Raw genomic sequence first — 18,251 nt, 5'->3', positions numbered from 1 at the left:
CCCTGACGCCCGGCGCCGGAGGCGCGTGCCGCCCTCCGGCGCCGGTGAGCCCTGCCGCCCGTGCGCACCGCGGGTGGCCCACGGGCCGGTTTGCCGGATTCCGAGTGATGAGGGGCATAGATGCCCGTCTTCCGTACGCCGACGTGCGCATCGCCGCACCTAGTGTCGGGCTTCCGGGCCTGACGGTCACGCGTCGCCGCCCTCTGGAGGTGTCTGAGTGAAGTCCCCTGTTTTCGCCTATGCCGCGCCCGACAACGTGGCAGAGGCCTGCCGCCTGCTCGCCGAGGACGAGGACGCGAAGATCCTCGCCGGAGGGCAGAGCCTGGTCCCGCTGCTCGCGCTGCGTCTGGCGGCACCGACCACGCTGGTCGACCTGCGTCGCGTGCCGGGGCTCACGGGCATCGAGCATGAGGCCGGTGCTCTGCGGCTGGGAGCGATGACGACACACCGTGGCATCGAGCGATCTCCGGTCGTCCGGGACGTCGCGCCGGCGATCGCCGCGGCGGCGTCACTGATCGCCCATCCCCAGGTCCGGACCCGCGGGACCATCGGGGGTGCGGTCGCCCACGCCGACGCCGCGGCCGAGTGGCCCGCTGTGCTGCTCGCCCTGGGTGGGCACGTGGAGGTCACCGGAGTCGGCGGTGACCGCACGATCTCCGCCGACGACCTGTTCCAGGGACCGTTCATGACGTCCCTGGAGCCGGACGAAGTGATCACCTCCGTGCTGCTGCCCGTCAACGGGCGCCAGATCTGGGTCGGTGAGCACCACCGCCGTCACGGCGACTACGGGCTGTCTGTGATGGCCATGACCTATCGGCAGGACGGTGGGGTGCTCACCGACGTCCGCCTCGCCGTCGCGGGGGCAACCGGCAGCGTCACCCGCGCCCCCGACACCGAAGCGGCTCTGGAGGGACGCACGCCCGCGGACGGGGACGGCGCCGTCGCGGCGCTCGCCGGCGAGCTGTCCTACACCGCCGACATCCACGGCTCGGCCGACTACCGGCGAGACATCACCACCACACTGTTCCAGCGCGCCCTGCGGGCCGCGGGGGAGAGGTCCGGTCAGGCATGACGCAACCATCCGAGCAGGTCTCCGTCGAGGTCGAAGTAAACGGACGCGGCTACCGGCGCAGCGTCATGGCACGGATGACGCTCGCCGACTTCATCCGGGACGAGCTCGCGCTGACCGGCACCAAGGTCGGCTGTGAGCACGGCGTCTGCGGCGCCTGCACCGTCCTGGTCGACGACGAACCAGCCCGGTCCTGTCTCATGCTCGCCGTCCAGGCCGACGGCCGCCGGATCCGGACGGTGGAGAGCCTGGCGAACGGGCGGTCGATGAACCCCCTCCAGGAGTGCTTCCAGAAGCACCACGCCCTGCAGTGCGGCTTCTGCACGGCCGGCTTCCTCATGAGCGCCACGGCCCTGCTGGAGGAGGGGCAGCCCACGCGGGAGGACATCGTCGAGACGCTCTCCGGCCACTACTGCCGGTGCACCGGTTACGCCCCGATCATCGATGCGGTTGAAGAGGCCGCGGCCAAGGAGCGGTCATGAGCTTCGCGCACAGCGAGTCCCCCTCGATCGCCGCTCGGAGCATCGGCGCCCGCGTCCCGCGGGGGGATGATCCGCGTCTGCTGACCGGTCGCGGCCAGTACCTCGCGGACATCGTGCTGCCCGGTGAACTGCACGCGTGCTTCGTCCGGAGTTCGGCCGCGCACGCCCGCATCGCCGCGGTGGAAGTCGAGGACGCTCGTGCGCTGGACGGTGTCGTCGCGGTGTGGACTGGGGAGGACGCCGCGAAGTTCTGCGAGGGGATCGTCGGCGAACTCGAAGTCGAGGGGTGCGTCGCCACGACCATGCCGTTGCTGGCGCGCGACGTCGTCCGTTACGTGGGCGAGCCGGTCGCGGTCGTCGTCGCGGAGAGCCGGTACGTGGCCGAGGACGGCTGCGACCTCGTCGACGTGGACTACGAGCCCCTCGAGCCCGTTCTGGACCCTCGGTCGGCACTCCGGGGTGGGCCCGCCGCCAACGAGGAGCTCCCCGACAACGTCGCCTTGCGGGGAGGCAGGGTCCTCGGGGACGTCGAGGCTGCGTTCGCCGGCGCAGCCCGCGTCGTGGAGGCGACCTTCCACAGCGGCCGCCTGTCCGCGGGGCCCATGGAGACCCGGGGAGTCATCGCCGACTACGACTGGACCAGCCGGCGTCTGCGCCTGTGGACGTGCTCGCAGATGCCGCACTACGTCAAGTACTGCCTGACCGCGTACCTCGGCTTCCCCGAGAACGAGTGCGAGGTGCTGACCCCGGACACCGGTGGCGGGTTCGGGCAGAAGGCCCACGTCTTCCCGGAGGAGATGCTCCTACCGCTGCTGGCCCGGGAGCTGGACCGGCCGGTGAAGTGGGTCGAGGACCGGCGCGAGAACCTCATGACCGCGACGCATGCGCACGAGCAGTTCGTCGACATCGCCTACGCCTTCGACGCCGATGCGAAGGCGACAGCCGTGCGGATCCGCGCCACAGGGGACGGTGGGGCCTACCACCAGCCACCGTGGTCCATGGGCGTCGAGCCGTGGTGCACGGCGATGGTCACGCCGACCGGCGTCTACGACATCCCCGTCGCGGATCTCACGTACGAGGCTGCCGCGACCAATAAGACCCCGATCGGGGCCTACCGGGGAGTCGGGTACATGGCGGGCACGCTCGTCCGCGAGTGCCTGATGGACGACGCCGCCCGCGCGTTCGACCTCTCTCCGTTCGAGATCCGCCGGCGCAGCGTGGTGCGCGAGTTCCCGTGGACGAATCCGCAGGGGATCGTGTACGACGAGGGCAGCTGGCTGCAGACGATCGACGAGCTCGAGAGCATGGTCGACTACCCGGCGTTCCGCCAGCGCCAGGCGGCGCTCCGTGCTGAGGGCCGGTTCATTGGCCTCGGTCTGAGCGTCTTCGTGGAGAGCAGCGGCGAGAGCACCGCGATGGGCAAGGCGCACGATCTGGGGGGCGTCTACCACGACACCGCCACGGTGAAGATGGAACCCAACGGGAGCGTGACCGTAACCATCGGCCTCACCACCCAGGGTCAGGGGCACCGCACGACGATGGCGCAGGTCGTCTCGGACGCCTTGGGCGTCTCGCTCGAGGCGATCACCGTCCGAGCCGCCGAGTCCACCACCTATGGCTGGGGGAGTGGCACCGTGGGGAGCCGGGGCGCGGTCATCGCCGGCGGGGCAGTCCTCCGCGCGTCGCACACCATCCGCACCAAGCTCGTCGCGCTCGCGGCGAACATGCTGGAGGCGGACCCATCGGACATCGACCTGGTGGACGGAGCGGCCGTCGTGCGGGGGGTGCCCGGATCCTCTATCTCCATCATCGACCTCGCCACCGCGGTCTATTTCGACCAGAGTTCCTGGCCGCAGGACTTCGATCCCACGCTCGAGGCAACGCTCGCCTACGACCCGGCCCGTCCGATCTTCTCCAACGGCGGCCACGCCATCATCGTGGAGCTGGACCCGGACAACGGATTCGTGACGGTGGAGAAGGTCTTCTCGGTCGAGGACTGCGGCACGGTGATCAACCCCGACATCGTCGAGGGACAGATCCGGGGCGGCGTGGTGCAGGGCATCGGGGCCGCCCTGCTCGAGCGGCTGGTCTACGACGAGGCCGGCCAGCTCGTCACGACCACCCTCCTCGACTACCACATGCCGAGCATGGACTTCTCGCCGCCGTTCGAGATCCACCACCTGGAGACCCCGTCCTCGCACACCCCCGGAGGCATCAAGGGCATGGGGGAGTCCGGCCTCATCGCGGCGCCCGCCGCCGTGCTGAACGCCGTCAACGACGCGCTGTCCCACACCGGCACCGTGCTGCACGACATCCCCGTCACGCCGGAGCAGGTGCTGCGCGCCCTGCGCTCGTGAGGTGGTCGGCGAACCGGTGGAGCCGCTGACCGGCGGGGGAGGCGGGGGACGCGGTCCCCGGACAGAGCGGGTCGGGTCGGTCGCCCGGTTGGAGACCGCCGCGACCAAGGGTTTCGCCCTGCGCTCAGTCCCTGCGGTCGAGGTGTCGCGCACAGGGATCGTCGGCAACCGCGAGTTTTTCCTCGTCGACATCGACGAGCGCCTCTATTCCGTACCGAAGGACCCGGTCTTCCTCGGCTACTGGACGTCGCACGACCCGGCAACCGGCGTGTTCTCCCTCGGCCGTGGCACCACGACGGTGTGCTCGGCGGTGGTCCGGCACGCGGGTGGCGTTCGTCCGTTCGAGTTCGACGATCGCATGGTCGACGGCTGGTGGGCGCCGGGCCCGTGGGACGAGGTGCTCTCCGATGTCGCCGGGCGGGACCTGCGCCTGGCGCACTGCGCCGAACCCGGGGGCGGGCACGATGTCCATCCGGTGACGCTGCAGTCCACGGCCTCATTGGCCGCACTGGGGACCGAACTGGACGGTCGACCGGTCGACCCCCGTCGGTTCCGGCTGAACGTGACGCTCGACGTCGGTGACGTGCCTTTCGTGGAGGATACCTGGGCGGGTCGCGTCCTCGCCCTGGGAACGTGCCGGCTCCGGTTTCGCAGCGGGGTTCCACGCTGCGTCGCAGTGGAGAGCCGGCCGGGCGACGGCGATCGCGGCCTGCTCGTGCAGCAGCGCATTAGGAGACTTCGCGGCCCGATGGTCAGCGACTGGGGTCCCGGTGTGCTCTTCGGGATGTACGCCGACGTCGTGGAACCCGGTTCGGTGGCCGTGGGGGATCCGGTCTCCCTGGAGGTCTCAGCTGCCGTGCAGGCTGGCCGGGGAGGACCGGGCTCGTGACCTTCGTGATCACTCAGGGTTGCTGTGACGACGCCTCCTGCGTGCCTGTCTGCCCCGTCCAGTGCATCCGTCCGCGCCCCGGGGATCCAGGGTTCACGACCACGGAGCAGCTGTACATCGACCCGAGCACGTGCATCGAGTGCGGCAACTGCGCATTCGCGTGTCCCGTCGATGCAATCTTCCACGAGGCCGACCTGCCACCGTCTCAGGTCGACTTTCGGGGCATCAATGCGGACTACTTCGCGGCGCATCCGCTCGAGGACCTGACACCGCATCCCATCGAGCGCCGCAGGCTTCCCCGGGCACGGCCCGAGCTGAGCGTCGCAATCGTGGGAGCGGGGCCGTCGGCCCTGTACGCCGCCGCGGAACTGAGTGACATCCGGGGCGTCACCGTCATGATCCTCGAACGAACCCCGACCGCGCACGGACTGGTTCGGGCCGGCGTGGCGCCCGACCACGACCGGACCAAGCTCATCGGTGAGCGGTTCGACCGCGTGCTCCGACGTCCTAACGTCACGGCCTTGTTCAACGTCGACGTAGGGCGAGACGTGTCGGTGCAGGAGCTGCTTAGGCACCACCATGCCGTGGTCTGGGCCGCGGGTGCCTCGGACGATCGCACGATGGGCATCCCGGGTGAGGGACGCGTGGGTTTGGTATCCGCGCGTGAGTTCGTCTCCTGGTACAACGGCCACCCCGATTTCGCCGAGCGGGAATTCGATCTGTCCGGGCGAAGGGCCGTCGTGATCGGCAACGGCAACGTCGCGCTCGATGTGGCTCGCGTTCTGGCCCAGCCGGTCGGCGCTTTTGAGAAGACCTCGATGTCCGATCTCGCGCTCGCGGCACTTCGTGCGAGCAACATCAGAGAGGTCGTCGTCGTCGGACGCCGAGGCCAGGCCTTCGCTGCGTACAGCACCGCGGAGTTGCTCGCCCTGTCCCAGTTGCCGGGCGTCGACCTGCTCGCCGACCCGACCGAGGTCTCGGTGACGGAGCAAGAGCTCGAGACATCCCGGGGCAGGTCGGCCGACCTGGCGCGCCGGCGCGCGATCGTCGACGCGGCCGCCCGACGTACGCCCGGCTCCCCACGTCGGATTGTGCTGCGTTACCGGCTGACCCCGACCGAGCTGCCCGGCGACCATGCCGTCTCCGGCGTCGCCCTGGCCCGTCCCGACGGTACGGCTGAGATGCTCGATACCTCGCTGGTCATCCGCGCGGTCGGCTTCCGGGGCCGGGCGGCGCCTGGGCTGCCCTTCGACAGCTCAGCCGGCATCGTCCCGAACGACGGCGGAAGAGTCGTAGATCCGGAGACCGGCCGCCCGCTGCCCGGGCTCTACTGCACCGGTTGGATCAAACGCGGACCGACCGGCGTGATCGGCACCAACCGCGCCGACTCCGCCGAGACCGTTGCCTCCCTGCTCGACGATGTCGCCGATCACCGTCTACCCGAGCCGCCCCATGGCCCACCTCAACTGATCAAAGCATTGCGCCGACGTCAGCCGAACCTCATCGATGCCATGGGCTGGTGGCGGATCGACGAGGCGGAGAAACGCGCAGGCCGCGCGTCGGGCCGGCCCAGGGTGAAGCTCCTCGCCGCAGACGACCTCCTGCGGGCGGCACGTGAGGACCACGAGCGCTGACCGAACAGGCCGGTCTCGACCGGTCGGCGCTGACCGAACCCAGGCCCGCGGAGGGCGTTGGGGTTCGGCAGCGCCGTCAAGCGTCGCGGTGGGCGCCCAGCTCGAGCGCCAGCACACCGGCGACGATCAGCGCCATCCCCAGCACCTGCACGACGGTGAGCCGTTCGCCCAGGAAGAGTGCACCGATCACGGCGATCGACACGATGGCGACGGCGGACCACAGGGCGTACACGACCGCCACCTCGAACCCGCGCTGCAGGACCAACGACAGCAGGAAGAAGGAGACCCCGTAGCCACCCAGCACCAGGAGGCTCGGCACGAGCCGACTGAAGCCATCGGTGGCCCTCAGCGACAAGGTCGCCATGATCTCGACGGCGATCGCCAGTGCCAGCAGACCGTACGTCACCCAGCCCGTCACACAGTCTCCGCTCCGTGTCTGCTCACCCGTCCCGCTGAGGCCCGGGCCGCTGTCAGCAATCAGAACGTCCCCCATCCACACGCACAGCGGCATGCCGGAATCCGACAGACAGCACGCAGGACTAGTCCGAGTCAGGCAATGACCAGCCTTTGTGCGCGTCGCTAGTGTCCGGGCGCGGGATGATCGGCCGGTCGGCCCTCGCAGCAGTTGTCTCGGCGCCCGCACGACCCTCCGGCTGCGCAGTGCGTCGCACGGTGGAGCAGTCGGGCCGAGGAAGAGGATGACCAGCCCATGGGCATCACGGTCAACGAGCTCGTCGCCCTCCCGTCTCTGGGCACCCGGTTCCTCGCCGGCCGCTCAGGGGCGGATCGGGCGGTGCAATGGGCGCACACGTGCGAGCTGCCCGACCCGTGGAAGTGGCTGGGCACGGGCGATCTCCTGTTGTCCGACGGGTACAACTTCCCCGCCGAGGCAGCTGAGCAGGTCCGCTTCATCGAGGAGCTCGCGCACGCGGCGCTGTCCGGGCTCGCGCTCGCCGAGGGGATGCACGCGGCACCCTTGACCGGCGAGGCGATCGCGGCAGCAGACGCCTTGGCCTTCCCGGTCCTCGAGACGGCGTACTCCGTCCCGTTCGTGACCCTCGTGCGCACTGTCGCCGACAGCAACAGCCAGGAGGCGAGCGCCCGGCTCGGCAAGGTCCTCCGGATGTACGACATCCTCCGGCGGGCGCATCAGGCGAACTTCCGCGGGGACGCACTGCTGGACCAGCTCGGCCGGGACGCCGGCGCACGTCTGCACGTCCTCGACGTCCGGACGGGGGAGTCCCTCATGCCGGCCGAGGTGCCGATCACTCCGTCCCTGTGCCAGGCGGCGCTCGCCAGCGTCCAGGACGCTGGCCGACCCCTGCCGACCTTCCTCCGCGTGACCCTGCCGGAGGAGTCGTCCCTCGTCCTCCCTGTGGGTACCGGCGAGAAGGCGGTGTTGCTCGCCGAACCCCTGCCGGCGGGCGCCTCCCCGGACCTCGTGGTGTTGCAGCATCTCGCCACCATCGCCCACCTCGAGGTGGAGCGTCGCACGGCCATCGCCCTCCGCCGTAGCGAAGCGGGTGGGCGGCTGTTGGCCCAGCTGCTCGACGGGACCATCGACGTCGACACTGCGGAGGCGCGATTGGCCGCGCTGGGACTGGGACGCAGACCGTGGCGTGCGGTCTGCATCCGGAGCACGGCGCACGGGGATCACGCGGCGGTCCAGCTGCGACTGAGCTCGGCGAAGGTTCCGCACCTGATGATGCGCCGCACCGACGAAGTGCTCGCGCTGGTCCCGGACGAGTGCGCCACGACGGACCTCTTCGACTTCGAGGGGGAGGGCCGGGTCTCGGCAGGTCTCAGCCAGGCCGTCCACACTGTGAAGGCGGTGGGGGATGCGGCCCGCCAGGCCCGGTGGGCCATGGAGGCGTCCCGGAGCGAAGGACACCGCGTCGTCGTCTACGGCGAGCAGGTGCCCGCATTCATGCCGCGCACCGTCACCGAGGGCGCGGCTCTGGTGACCCGCATCCTCGGTCCCCTCATCGCCTACGACAGCGAGAACGAGTCGCAACTCGTGCACTCGCTGCGTGTGTTCCTCGACAGCAACCGGTCTTGGAAAGCAGGCGCCGAGCGTCTCGGCGTCCATCGGCAGACCCTGGTGTACCGGATGCGGCGCGTGGAGGAGCTGACCGGTCGCCATCTGCAGAGCCTGCCGGACCAGACCGACCTCTACCTGGCCCTGAAGACCCTGCAGCTGCTCGGTGGCGGCAGCCTCGCTCACGCCCCAACCACCGGATCCGAGGAGTAGCGCGCGGCTGCTGACGTCGTCCAGCCGCTGGTGGGGCGAGGCCATCCGCGGACCGTCAGCCGACGAAGCTCGTCGGGTCGAGGCTCGCCAATAAGGTCGCCACGCGGGACGGCCGGCGGCCGTCGTCCTCCGCAACCTCCTTGTTCACGAGCGCGGTCCGCACGACACGGCCGCCGACGTAGCGGATCGGCTCCGGCGGCAGCCACATTCTCGGCTTGCGGACCATCGGGCTGTTCGACCACTCGTCGTCTGCACCGAGCAGCAGGGACGCCATGATCCGGCCGCCGAGGCCGGACGGTCCCACGCCGTTGCCGGAGAACCCGACTCCGTAGACCACTCGGGGGTCCCCACCGAGCCGTCCAAAGAACGGCAGTGCGTCGCTTGAGTAGTCGACCGGCCCGGACCATGCGTGGGTGATGTCGGTGTTCGCGGTGGCGGGGTACATCCGCGTCAGGTGAGCGTGCACATCGGCGGGGCGGCTGTTCTTCGACCACTCCTCGCGATCAATGCGGCCGCGGAACGCCAGCCTGCCTCCGCCCTTCCCGAACACGATGCGGCCGTCATCGGTCGACCGGTAGTAGTGCACCAGCCGCCTCGAGTCCGAGATCGCCAGGCCCTCGGGCAGCGCGGAACCCTCCAGCAGTTGCGGGACCGGCGCAGTCGCGATGACGTCACTGCCGAGGACGATCAGGTGCCGGCGGATCTCCCGGAATCGGGCCAGCCAGGCACTCGTGGCCAGCGCCACCCGCTGCGCGAGCACCGTGCCGCCGGGGGTCGTGAGGGTCACCCCCTGACGACCGCGGTGCAGGCCGGTCATGGGGGAGTGCTCCCAGACATGGACACCGGCCGCGATGGCGGCCGACCGCAGCCCCCGGACCAACGCCGCCGGCTGGACGGTTGCGACGCCTGCCTCGAAGACGCCGCCGAGGTGCTGGTCGCTGCCACTCATCTCGGCGACCTCGGCGGCGCTCAACTCCTTGAAGGGTTCGGCGCCCAGGACGGCGAGGTCGTCGAGCGTCGCCTGCCAGCTGTCCATCTGGCTGGGGTTGGTCGCTGCCCACAGCCAGCCCGACGGCTGGAAGGCCGCGTCGATGCCGTGCCGGCGGCAGAAATCGCCGATGTCCCGGACCGCCGCCTCCGAGGCTGCCGCCATCCGCAGCGCGTCGCTGGTGCCCATGACCTTCGCGAGCGTCTTGACCTTCGGCCACCAGGTCATGGCGAACCCACCGTTGACGCCGCTCGCACCCGAGCCGCAGACGTCGGCTTCGAGCACGGCTACCTCGAGCGAGGGGTCCTGCTCCTTGGCCCGGATCGCCGTCCACAGACCGGTCAGGCCGCCGCCCACGACGCAGACGTCGACCCTCCGCGAACCGAGTAGGGCCGTGCCGGTACCGCTCTCGCGGGCCAGCGTCTCCTGCATCCAGAGGGAGCGCGCCGCGGGCGTCAGTTCGGACGACTGTGACATTCGAATTCCTCACACGAGCTGCCGGGAGAACACCGCAACTGTCGCTGCAACGGTGGAGCCGCAGCAATGCGCTCGGGATGCCAACCGGTGACAGGGATCTGTACCCGTGTACGACCGGCCGACGGGGCCGGAGCCCGGTTGGTCAGCACGGGGACTGCGTCAGCGGAAGACGACCGTCTTGCTGCCGTCGATGAACACCCGCTGTTGGGCGTGCGCGGTGACCGCGCGTGCGAGAGCCAGCGCCTCGATGTCCCGGCCGACGGCGGTGAGGTCGGCGGCCGAGAGGCTGTGGTCCACGCGGGTGAAGTCCTGCTCGATGATGGGGCCCTCATCCAGGTCGGCCGTGACGTAGTGCGCGGTCGCGCCGATCACCTTGACGCCGCGGGAGTGGGCCTGGAAATAGGGCCGGGCGCCCTTGAAGCTCGGCAGTAGGCTGTGGTGGATATTGATCGCTCGTCCGTGCAGTTCGGCGCACAGCGAATTCGACAGGATCTGCATGTAGCGCGCGAGCACCACGGTGTCGGCCTCGTACTCATCCACGAGGCGGCGCAGCTCGTCCTCGGCCTGCGACTTGGTCTCCGCTGTGACGGGGACGTGGTGGAACGGAACGCCGTGCCATTCCACCAGCTCACGCAGGTCGTCGTGGTTGGAGACGACGGCGACGATCTGCGCGGGGAGCGCACCGGTTCGCATCCGGTGGAGCAGGTCGTTGAGGCAGTGGTCGTGCCGGGACACCATGACGAGCAACCGGTGCGGAGCCGTCGTGTCGTGGAGGCTCCAATTCATCGCGAACCGCTCGGCCACCTCCTCGAAGGCGGTGCGCAACTCGTCCACCTTGACATCGTCGATGCTGCCGGCGTGCACCCGCATGAAGAACAGCCCGGTGTCCTCGTCACCGAACTGCTGGCTGTCCCGGATGGTGAACCCGCGATCGGCGAGGAAGCCGGCCACTGTCGCCACGATGGCGGGGCGGTCCAGGCAGGAGAGCTTCAGGACGACGTCGGTGTTCAACTCTTCGGCCTCTCGGACGTGGGGTCGTACATGGGGCGGAGAGAGGCCTGCGCCGGCAGCCGGCGGTCGGCCACCTCGATGGTGTAGACGGCTGACTCGAACCATCCCCGCTCCACCGGCCCGGGAGCGGACACCCAGCCGAGAGCCACCGCTCCACCGAGGGTGTGGCCGTACTGCGCCGATGCGACTCGGCCCACCAGTTCGCCATCACGGTGAATGGGCTCGTCGTGGAAGAGGTGGGCCGCGGGATCGGCGAGGACGAACTGGACCAACCGACGGGACACGCCCGCTTCCTTGGCCGCGAGAAGCGCTTCCCGCCCGATGAAGCCGCCCGGCTTGTCCCACTTGGCCGTGAAGCCGAGACCCGCCTCGAGGAGGTTGTCCCCTGACGAGATGTCGTGACCCCAGCTGCGGTAGCCCTTCTCGAGGCGCAACGAGTTCATCGCGTGGTAGCCGACGGGGCGCGGGCCGGCGTCGCCCTCCGGCGTGAGAAGCGTGTCCCAGATGTGCCGGGCGATGTCGGAGGGGATCAGCAGTTCCCAGCCGAGCTCACCGACGTAGGTGACCCGGGTGGCGCGGACGAAGCCGAAGCCGAGATCGATCTCGCGGGACGTCCCGAAGGGGAACGCCTCGTTCGACAGGTCAGCATCCGTGAGCGGCTGGAGGAGTCGCCGCGCATTCGGGCCCATGACCGCGAGCATCGCCATGGTGCCGGTGACGTCGGCGACCGTGCAAAAGTCATCCGGGCCGATGTGGCGGCGGAGCCGGGCGAGGTCGCGGTTCACCGTCGCCGGCCCCGACAGCACGAGGAACTGGTCCTCGGCGAGGCGGGTGACGGTGACGTCCGCCTCGATGCCGGCGTGCTCGTTCAGCCACTGCGTGTAGACGATGCGGCCGACGTCCACGGCGATGTCGTTGACCGACAGGCGCTGGAGGACGGCGAGTGCGTCGCGGCCCTGGACCAGGAGCTTGCCGAACGACGAGGTGTCGATCACACCGACGTCCTCCCGGATCGCCCGGTGCTCGGCGGCGGAGTGCTCGAACCAGTTCTGCGGTCCAAAGCTGTACCGGTACTCCCTGCTCACCCCCTCGGGGGCGTACCAGTTGGCCCGCTCCCACCCCGCCAGCTCCCCGAAGACCGCACCTGCTGCCTCGGTCCGCTCGTAGAGGGGGCTCACCCGCAGGGGCCGGGCGCTCGTCCGCTGCTGAAAGGGCCAGTGGATCTCGTAGGACTCGTCGAGGTACTCGACGACGCGCCGCTCGAGGAACCGGCGGTTCGTCTCATGGCGCTGCACACGGGCCGGATCCGCCTCCGGCAGGTCGATCGAGCTGCGGCCTTCGACGATCCAGTCCGCGAGCACCGCGCCGGCGCCGGGCCCGGACAGGAAGCCCACCGAGTTGAACCCGGCGGCCACGAAGTAGTTCTTCAGATCAGGCGCCTCACCGAGGTGGTACTGACCGTCGGGCGTGAAGCTCTCGGGACCGCAGAAGTGCAGCCGGATGCCGGCGTCCGCCAGAACGGGCATCCGCTCGATGATCGTCTCGTAGAAGGGCCCCAGATGGTCCCAGTCCTCGGGCAGCTGGACAAAGCCCTTGCTCTGCGGGATGCCCGTGCTCGCCCACGGATAGCTGCCGGGCTCGAAGAAGCCCACCATGAGCGCGCCGGCCTCGTCCTTGATGTACGCGTACTCGTCGCCGCTCTTGACCGTTGGCAGGTTGCGCGGCAGACCGGGGATGGCCTCGGTGACGACGTAGTAGTGCGCCAGCGCCTGCAGCGGCAGCCGGACGCCGGCGGTGGCTCCGAACTCGCGCCCCCACATGCCGGTGGCGTTGACGATGTACTCCGCCTCGATCTCGCCCTGATCCGTCTGCACGCCGGTAACCCGGCCGGCCCGCGTGGTCACACCGGTGGCGGTGACGCCCTCGAGGATCTTCGCGCCGCGGGCGGAGGCGCCCCGGGCCAGCGAGATCGTGGTGTCGGTCGCGCTGCCACGACCGTCGTGCGGGAAGAAGAGGCTGCCGTGGAGACCCTCCGGGTTGAGCAGGGGGTGGCGCTCGAGGGTCTGATCGACGTCCAGCAGGGTCGCTTCGACCCCGCTGCCGCGCACCGCGCTCGCCTGGTGGCGCAGTTCGTCCATGCGCTCCGGCGAGGCCGCGACATTCAGGGTCCCGGTCTCCACGAATCCGGTGGCGAAGCCCGTGTCCTGCTCCAGGTTCTTGAAGATTTCGAGACTGCGCTTGACGATGCGACGCGTCCCGTCCGTGCCTCGCGCCTGGGTGACCAGGCCCGCCGCGTGCCAGGTGGTGCCCGAGGTCAGGGTGTTCATCTCGAGCAGCACCACGTCGGTCCAGCCGTGGCGGGCGAGGTGGTAGGCCGTGCTGGTCCCGATGATGCCGCCGCCGACGATGACGACCTGTGCTCGTGCCGGCAGTAGTGGCGCCATGGCCTCCTCCTTCGTTTGCGCGCCCACGGTGATCGCGCGGAGCGAGGCCAGCAATGCCGCGCGTGTCTAGACGAGGCGGCTCCGGTTGTTCGATCGTCCAGTTCCCAGACGGGGTGCGGACCCGTGACAGTGACGACGGCAAGAGGGCCGCCGGGAGCCTGCGGCACGGCGGCTGGCATGCGTGCCGAGCGACAGCACGCCGGGAAGGGCCCACGGACCGATGAAGTCGAAAGCGGCCGTCATCGACGGCAATCTCGCGGCGCGCGAGATCAAGGCGGAGTTGCGTGCTCGCGTCGAGCGACTGGCAGATGCCGGCCGCCGACCCGGTCTGGGGACGATCCTGGTCGGCGACGATGCGGGATCTCGGTCCTACGTGGCCGGCAAGCACCGGGACTGCGACGAGATCGGGATCGAGTCGATCCGGGTCGAGCTCCCGCAGAACGTCCCGCAGCGGGAGCTGCTCCAGGCTGTAGAGGAGCTGAACCGCGATCCCCGCTGCTCGGGCTTCATCGTGCAGCTTCCCCTGCCTGCGCACGTGGACATGAGGCTGGTCCTGCGGGCGATAGATCCCGACAAGGATGCGGACGGGTTGCATCCCATCAACCTGGGGCGCCTCGTCCTCGGCGAACCCGGCACCGTGCCCTGCACCCCGCAAGGGATCCTGGAGCTGCTCCGTCGCAACGACGTGCCGATCACGGGAGCCCAGTTCTGCGTGATCGGGTGCGGGACGACCGTGGGACGCCCGCTGGGGCTCATGCTCACGCGGCCCACGGAGCACGCAACGGTGACCCTGTGCCACGAGGCGACGGTGGACGTCGCGGCTCACACGCGCGTCGCCGATGTGGTGATCGCTGCGGCCGGAGTCGCACACCTCGTGAAGCCCTACTGGGTGAAACCGGGCGCGACGGTGCTCTCCGTGGGCATCACGCGCACGGTCGAGGGCATCCTCGGTGACGTCCATCCGGGCGTCGAAGAGGTGGCGGGGAAGTGGACCCGGGCGACCGGCGGTGTGGGGCCCATGACGCGGGCCATGCTGCTGCGCAACGTCATCGAGCTGGCCGAACGCCGCGCAGCCGCCGCCGAACAGCCTGTCCCGTCGATCACCTCGCGGCAGGGAAGGTGACAGCTCCGGACCCTTCCTCGCTCCTCCGTCGTGAGGAGCTTCCACCAGCCACGCACGGCGAGCGGCACCGGTTGTCCATGACCATTCTCATGACCCCGGACATGTCCAACTTCGCCGGCAATGTCCATGGCGGCACCCTGCTCAAGTACCTCGATCAGGTGGCCTACACCTGCGCCACCCGGTACGCGCGCAATTACGCCGTCACCTTGTCGGTCGACCAGGTGGTCTTCCGCGAGCCGATCCACGTGGGGGAGCTGGTGACGTTCGAGGCCAGCGTGAACCGCACCGGTCGGACGTCGATGGAGATCGGCGTCCGTGTGACAACCCAGGATCTCGTCGCTCAGACGGTGCGGCACACCAACAGCTGCTACTTCACGATGGTCGCGGTCGGGCCGGACCGCCGTTCGGTGCCGGTGCCGCCCTGGCAGCCACGGACGGCGGAGGAGATCCGCCGGCACCGGGCCGCCGAGCGTCGGCTCGAGCTGCGCAGGGCGATCGCGCGGGCTACCGAGGAGATCCGGCAGTCCTCCCCGGCTGAGGTGCCGGAGGACGGCCCGATATGAGGCGGGACAGGGAAGGATCCCCACGGCGCCTTACGGGGCCATTCCGGCGTGAGGTCGCCCGGATCATCAGCTGCCCGACGTGTTGCCCTCGACGGCCTTTCCGCGACCGTCGACCCGAGAGTGCGCCGGGTTCACCGCATCACCTTCACGTGGATGACTGCCGGGGCCGGCCAGCGCGTCGAGGCGGGCGCATCGAGGGACCGGCAGGGCAGGATCTCAACGGAAGCTGCTGTTGCCGGTGATGTCTCGTCCGACGATGAGCGCTTGGATGCTGTCGGTGCCCTCGAACGTGTAGAGCGCCTCGATGTCGGCCATGTGGCGCATGACGTGGTAGTCCAACAAGATGCCGTTCCCGCTGAGGATGTCGCGAGCTTCGGCGATCACCTGGCGAGCCTTGCGGGCGTTGTTCCGTTTCCCAGGGCTGCCATGGTCTCGGTCAAGCGGCCGTCCTCGTCCAGCTTCGCCAGCCGGAAGCAGTACAGCTGCATGGCGGTGACTTCGGCCAGCATCGACACCAGCTTCTCCTGCACGAGCTGGAAGGCGGCGAGGGGCTTGTCGAACTGCATCCGCTGCGTGGCGTAGGTGAGGGCGCACTCGTACGCGGCCACCGCATGTCCGAGAGCCATCCAGGCGACCAGGGTGCGGCTGCCGGCGAGAACCTGTCCGGCGGCCTTGAACGAGGTCGCGTCCGGTAGCTGGTTCCCGGCCGGGACGCGCACGTCCCGGAGGGAGATGTCGGTCTGCCAGACGGCGCGCACCGAAGCCTTGCGCGTCATGACGTCGGCCGTGAAGCCCGGGGTGCCCTTCTCGACGAGGAAGCCCTTCACCGCTCCGTCCGCCGAGTCCCGCGCCCAGAGCACGGTGACGTCGGCGAAACTGGCATTGCCGATCCAGCGCTTGTCCCCGTTCAGGACGACGTGGTCCCCGTCGCGCTGTGCCGTCGTCTCCAGCGCGATGGAGTCGGAGCCGTGCAACGGCTCGGTGAGACCGAAGGCGCCGATCGCCTCCAGCCGTGCCAGCCGGGGCAACCAGCGCACGCGTTGCTCCTCGGACCCGAGGAGGTGGATCGCCTTCATGACCAGACCGGCCTGGATCGCCAGGAACGCGCCCAGGCTGCCGTCGCCGCGGTTGAGCTCCATGTGCACCAGCCCCACCGCGACCGGGCTCATCGCCGGGCAGCCGTAGCCCTCGATTCCCTCTCCGACGACGCCCAGGGCGGCCAACTTCTCCACCAGCGGAAAGGGGAACTCGGCGCGATCCCAGTAGTCCCCGATGCTCGGTAGCACCTCCCGGTCGACGAAGTCCCGGGTCCGGGTCCAGAGATCGCGCTCCTGCACCGTGAGCTCGTCGTGCAACAGGAAGTAGTCCGTGCCGCGGGAGCGTCCGACGTCGGGGTACAGCACGGTCAGCCGGCCAGGTGGGCGAACGTCGTCCGCAGGTCGCGCTTGAGGATCTTGCCGCTCGCGTTCTTGGGCAGGGCGTCGCTGACGGCGAGGTACTTCGGACTCTTGAAGCCGGCCAGACGGTCCCGGCAGAACCGAACGACGTCCTCTTCGTCGACCGTCTGCCCCGGTCGGGGAACGACCACCGCAACGACGGCCTCGATCCATCTCGGATGCGGAATGCCGAAGACCGCGACCTCCGCGACGGCAGGGTGCTGGTAGATGACCTCCTCCACCTCGCGGCTGGCGACGTTCTCACCGCCGGACTTGATCATGTCCTTCTTGCGGTCGACCACGGTGATGTAGCCGTCGTCGTCCATCACGCCGAGGTCGCCGCTGTGGAACCAGCCACCCCGGAACGCCTCCTCGGTCTTGTCCGGCGCGTTCCAGTAGCCGGCGGTGGCGTGCGGGCTGCGGTGCACCATCTCGCCTTCCACTCCAGGCCCCACGGGGCGATCCTGGTCGTCGACCAGGATTGTCTCCACGTTGACCGCCGGAAGCCCGGCCGAGCCGGGCTTGCGCAGCTGGTCCTCGGGGGAGAGCACGAGGGCGATAGCGGACATCTCGGTCTGACCGTAGAAGTTGAACAGCGCCATGGCGGGCAGTCGCGTGCGCAGCTCCTTGACGATCTCCACCGGCATGATCGACGCGCCGTAGTAGCCCTTGGCCAGGGAGGACAGGTCGCGGGTATCGAAGTCGGGGTGCCGCAGAAGGGCGATCCAGACGGTCGGCGGACAGAACAGGCTGGTCACCTTCTCGCGCTCGATCGCCGCCAGGACGGTCGCGGGATCGGGGCCGTCGAGGACGATGTTGGTGCCCCCCAGGTAGATGTTCGGCATGAGGAAGCAGTGCTGGGCCGCGACGTGGAACAGCGGGAGGGCGTGCAGCGCGACGTCCTCAGCCGCGAACCTGCCGTCGAGCAGGCAGCTCACGTACTGGCTGACCAGGCTGCGGCTGGTCATCATCACGCCCTTGGGCTGCGACTCGGTCCCGCTCGTGTACATGAGCTGCAGCACGTCGTCGTCGGCGATCGCCACCTGAGGCGCGTCGAAGTCGTCGTGTGACGACCAGGCCTCCAGCGGTTCCCAGCCGTCGGGGAGGCCATCGGCGTTACTCCCGAGGACGCCGCGCACCGTCACCGCCGCCTCCCGGTCGGCCGTCTCGAGCGCCTCCTGCATGACCGGCAGCAACGCGTCCTCCACCACGACCGCGCTGGCGCCGGCGTGCTCGAGGATGTAGGCGACCTCACCCGCGGTGAGCATGGAGACCGCCGTCATCGGCGTGCCCGACGAGCTGCGCGGAGAGGTGCTGGAGGCCTTCGTAGTCCTCCGCTCAGGCGACAGCGGCGACGAGGAGCTCGCCGCCGAGCTGCAGCAACTGGTCAAGGACGAGTTCACCGCCCACGCCTACCCGCGCACGGTGCACTTCGTCGACGAGCTGCCGAATGTCCCGCGTCAAGTAGTTGGCAGTTTTTCGGGATCGGGGAAGCTGGGGACGAGCGGGTCGGCGGCGCCAACGTGG

Annotated in this window: 14 protein-coding genes and 1 pseudogene; 9 read left to right on the top strand and 6 right to left on the bottom strand. The window is 69.6% G+C overall.

All coding sequences use genetic code 11. From position 1 onward, the window contains the following. Positions 1 to 217 precede the first annotated feature (217 nt). From GCU60_RS21695 to GCU60_RS20475, 5 genes are all read left to right on the top strand, one after another. The gene (locus tag GCU60_RS21695) at positions 218 to 1,072 is read left to right on the top strand and encodes an FAD binding domain-containing protein (RefSeq protein WP_116451736.1); all 855 of its coding nucleotides are present in this window, start codon (positions 218 to 220) and stop codon (positions 1,070 to 1,072) included. Then, positions 1,069 to 1,551, top strand: coding sequence for a (2Fe-2S)-binding protein (locus GCU60_RS16410; protein ID WP_116451737.1), 483 nt, complete (start codon positions 1,069 to 1,071; stop codon positions 1,549 to 1,551). Before GCU60_RS21695 ends, GCU60_RS16410 begins: the two co-directional genes overlap by 4 nt. Further along, positions 1,548 to 3,908 (top strand): xanthine dehydrogenase family protein molybdopterin-binding subunit, encoded by a 2,361-nt coding sequence (locus GCU60_RS16405; protein ID WP_163207189.1) that lies wholly within the window; start codon positions 1,548 to 1,550, stop codon positions 3,906 to 3,908. The genes GCU60_RS16410 and GCU60_RS16405 overlap by 4 nt, the downstream gene beginning before the upstream one ends. 88 nt (positions 3,909 to 3,996) lie before the next feature. Next, positions 3,997 to 4,797: an MOSC domain-containing protein gene (locus GCU60_RS20480; RefSeq protein WP_163207187.1), complete on the top strand. Its 801-nt coding sequence runs from the start codon at positions 3,997 to 3,999 to the stop codon at positions 4,795 to 4,797. Further along, positions 4,794 to 6,431 carry an FAD-dependent oxidoreductase gene (locus GCU60_RS20475; RefSeq protein WP_163207185.1) on the top strand — a complete coding sequence of 546 codons (1,638 nt, stop codon included), beginning with the start codon at positions 4,794 to 4,796 and terminating at the stop codon, positions 6,429 to 6,431. The genes GCU60_RS20480 and GCU60_RS20475 overlap by 4 nt, the downstream gene beginning before the upstream one ends. A 76-nt stretch (positions 6,432 to 6,507) precedes the next feature. Here GCU60_RS20475 and GCU60_RS16390 read toward each other — a convergent pair whose 3' ends face one another. Next, on the bottom strand, positions 6,508 to 6,849 hold the full coding sequence (locus GCU60_RS16390; protein WP_204262191.1) for an SMR family transporter: 342 nt from the start codon (positions 6,847 to 6,849) through the stop codon (positions 6,508 to 6,510). Positions 6,850 to 7,140: 291 nt separating this feature from the next. Between GCU60_RS16390 and GCU60_RS16385 the strand changes: the two genes are divergently transcribed. Further along, positions 7,141 to 8,682: a PucR family transcriptional regulator gene (locus GCU60_RS16385; protein WP_163207183.1), complete on the top strand. Its 1,542-nt coding sequence runs from the start codon at positions 7,141 to 7,143 to the stop codon at positions 8,680 to 8,682. Positions 8,683 to 8,737: 55 nt separating this feature from the next. Here GCU60_RS16385 and GCU60_RS16380 read toward each other — a convergent pair whose 3' ends face one another. The 3 genes from GCU60_RS16380 to GCU60_RS16370 form a co-directional block, all read right to left on the bottom strand. Beyond that, positions 8,738 to 10,147, bottom strand: a complete 1,410-nt coding sequence (locus GCU60_RS16380; RefSeq protein ID WP_204262190.1) for an NAD(P)/FAD-dependent oxidoreductase — start codon at positions 10,145 to 10,147, stop codon at positions 8,738 to 8,740. Between the two features lie 159 nt (positions 10,148 to 10,306). After that, positions 10,307 to 11,158: a formyltetrahydrofolate deformylase gene (purU, locus tag GCU60_RS16375; RefSeq protein ID WP_239521322.1), complete on the bottom strand. Its 852-nt coding sequence runs from the start codon at positions 11,156 to 11,158 to the stop codon at positions 10,307 to 10,309. Beyond that, positions 11,155 to 13,602 carry a GcvT family protein gene (locus GCU60_RS16370; protein WP_163207179.1) on the bottom strand — a complete coding sequence of 816 codons (2,448 nt, stop codon included), beginning with the start codon at positions 13,600 to 13,602 and terminating at the stop codon, positions 11,155 to 11,157. The genes purU and GCU60_RS16370 overlap by 4 nt, the downstream gene beginning before the upstream one ends. 220 nt (positions 13,603 to 13,822) lie before the next feature. Between GCU60_RS16370 and GCU60_RS16365 the strand changes: the two genes are divergently transcribed. Together GCU60_RS16365 and GCU60_RS16360 are read left to right on the top strand one after the other, a co-directional pair. Further along, the gene (locus tag GCU60_RS16365; protein ID WP_163207177.1) at positions 13,823 to 14,725 is read left to right on the top strand and encodes a bifunctional methylenetetrahydrofolate dehydrogenase/methenyltetrahydrofolate cyclohydrolase; all 903 of its coding nucleotides are present in this window, start codon (positions 13,823 to 13,825) and stop codon (positions 14,723 to 14,725) included. 77 nt (positions 14,726 to 14,802) lie between these two features. Beyond that, the gene (locus tag GCU60_RS16360) at positions 14,803 to 15,288 is read left to right on the top strand and encodes an acyl-CoA thioesterase (RefSeq protein WP_163207174.1); all 486 of its coding nucleotides are present in this window, start codon (positions 14,803 to 14,805) and stop codon (positions 15,286 to 15,288) included. A 216-nt stretch (positions 15,289 to 15,504) separates the two neighbouring features. Here the strand turns inward: GCU60_RS16360 and GCU60_RS16355 are convergent. Then, positions 15,505 to 16,574: pseudogene (locus GCU60_RS16355) on the bottom strand (acyl-CoA dehydrogenase family protein). Positions 16,575 to 16,693: 119 nt separating this feature from the next. Then, a complete protein-coding gene (locus GCU60_RS16350; protein WP_239521321.1) occupies positions 16,694 to 17,992 on the bottom strand; it encodes an AMP-binding protein in 1,299 nt (432 codons plus the stop codon). Here GCU60_RS16350 and GCU60_RS16345 point away from each other — a divergent pair. Beyond that, the coding region (locus tag GCU60_RS16345) for an AMP-binding enzyme (RefSeq protein WP_430537428.1) at positions 17,991 to 18,251 on the top strand (261 nt) is incomplete at its 3' end. The two genes, GCU60_RS16350 and GCU60_RS16345, sit on opposite strands and share 2 nt — an antisense overlap.

The organism is Blastococcus saxobsidens, assembly GCF_010682065.1.
GTDB classification, from domain to species: Bacteria; Actinomycetota; Actinomycetes; order Mycobacteriales; family Geodermatophilaceae; genus Blastococcus; species Blastococcus saxobsidens_B.
Note: the sequence above shows the minus strand (reverse complement) of the source record. Positions and strands in the feature narration are given on the sequence as shown.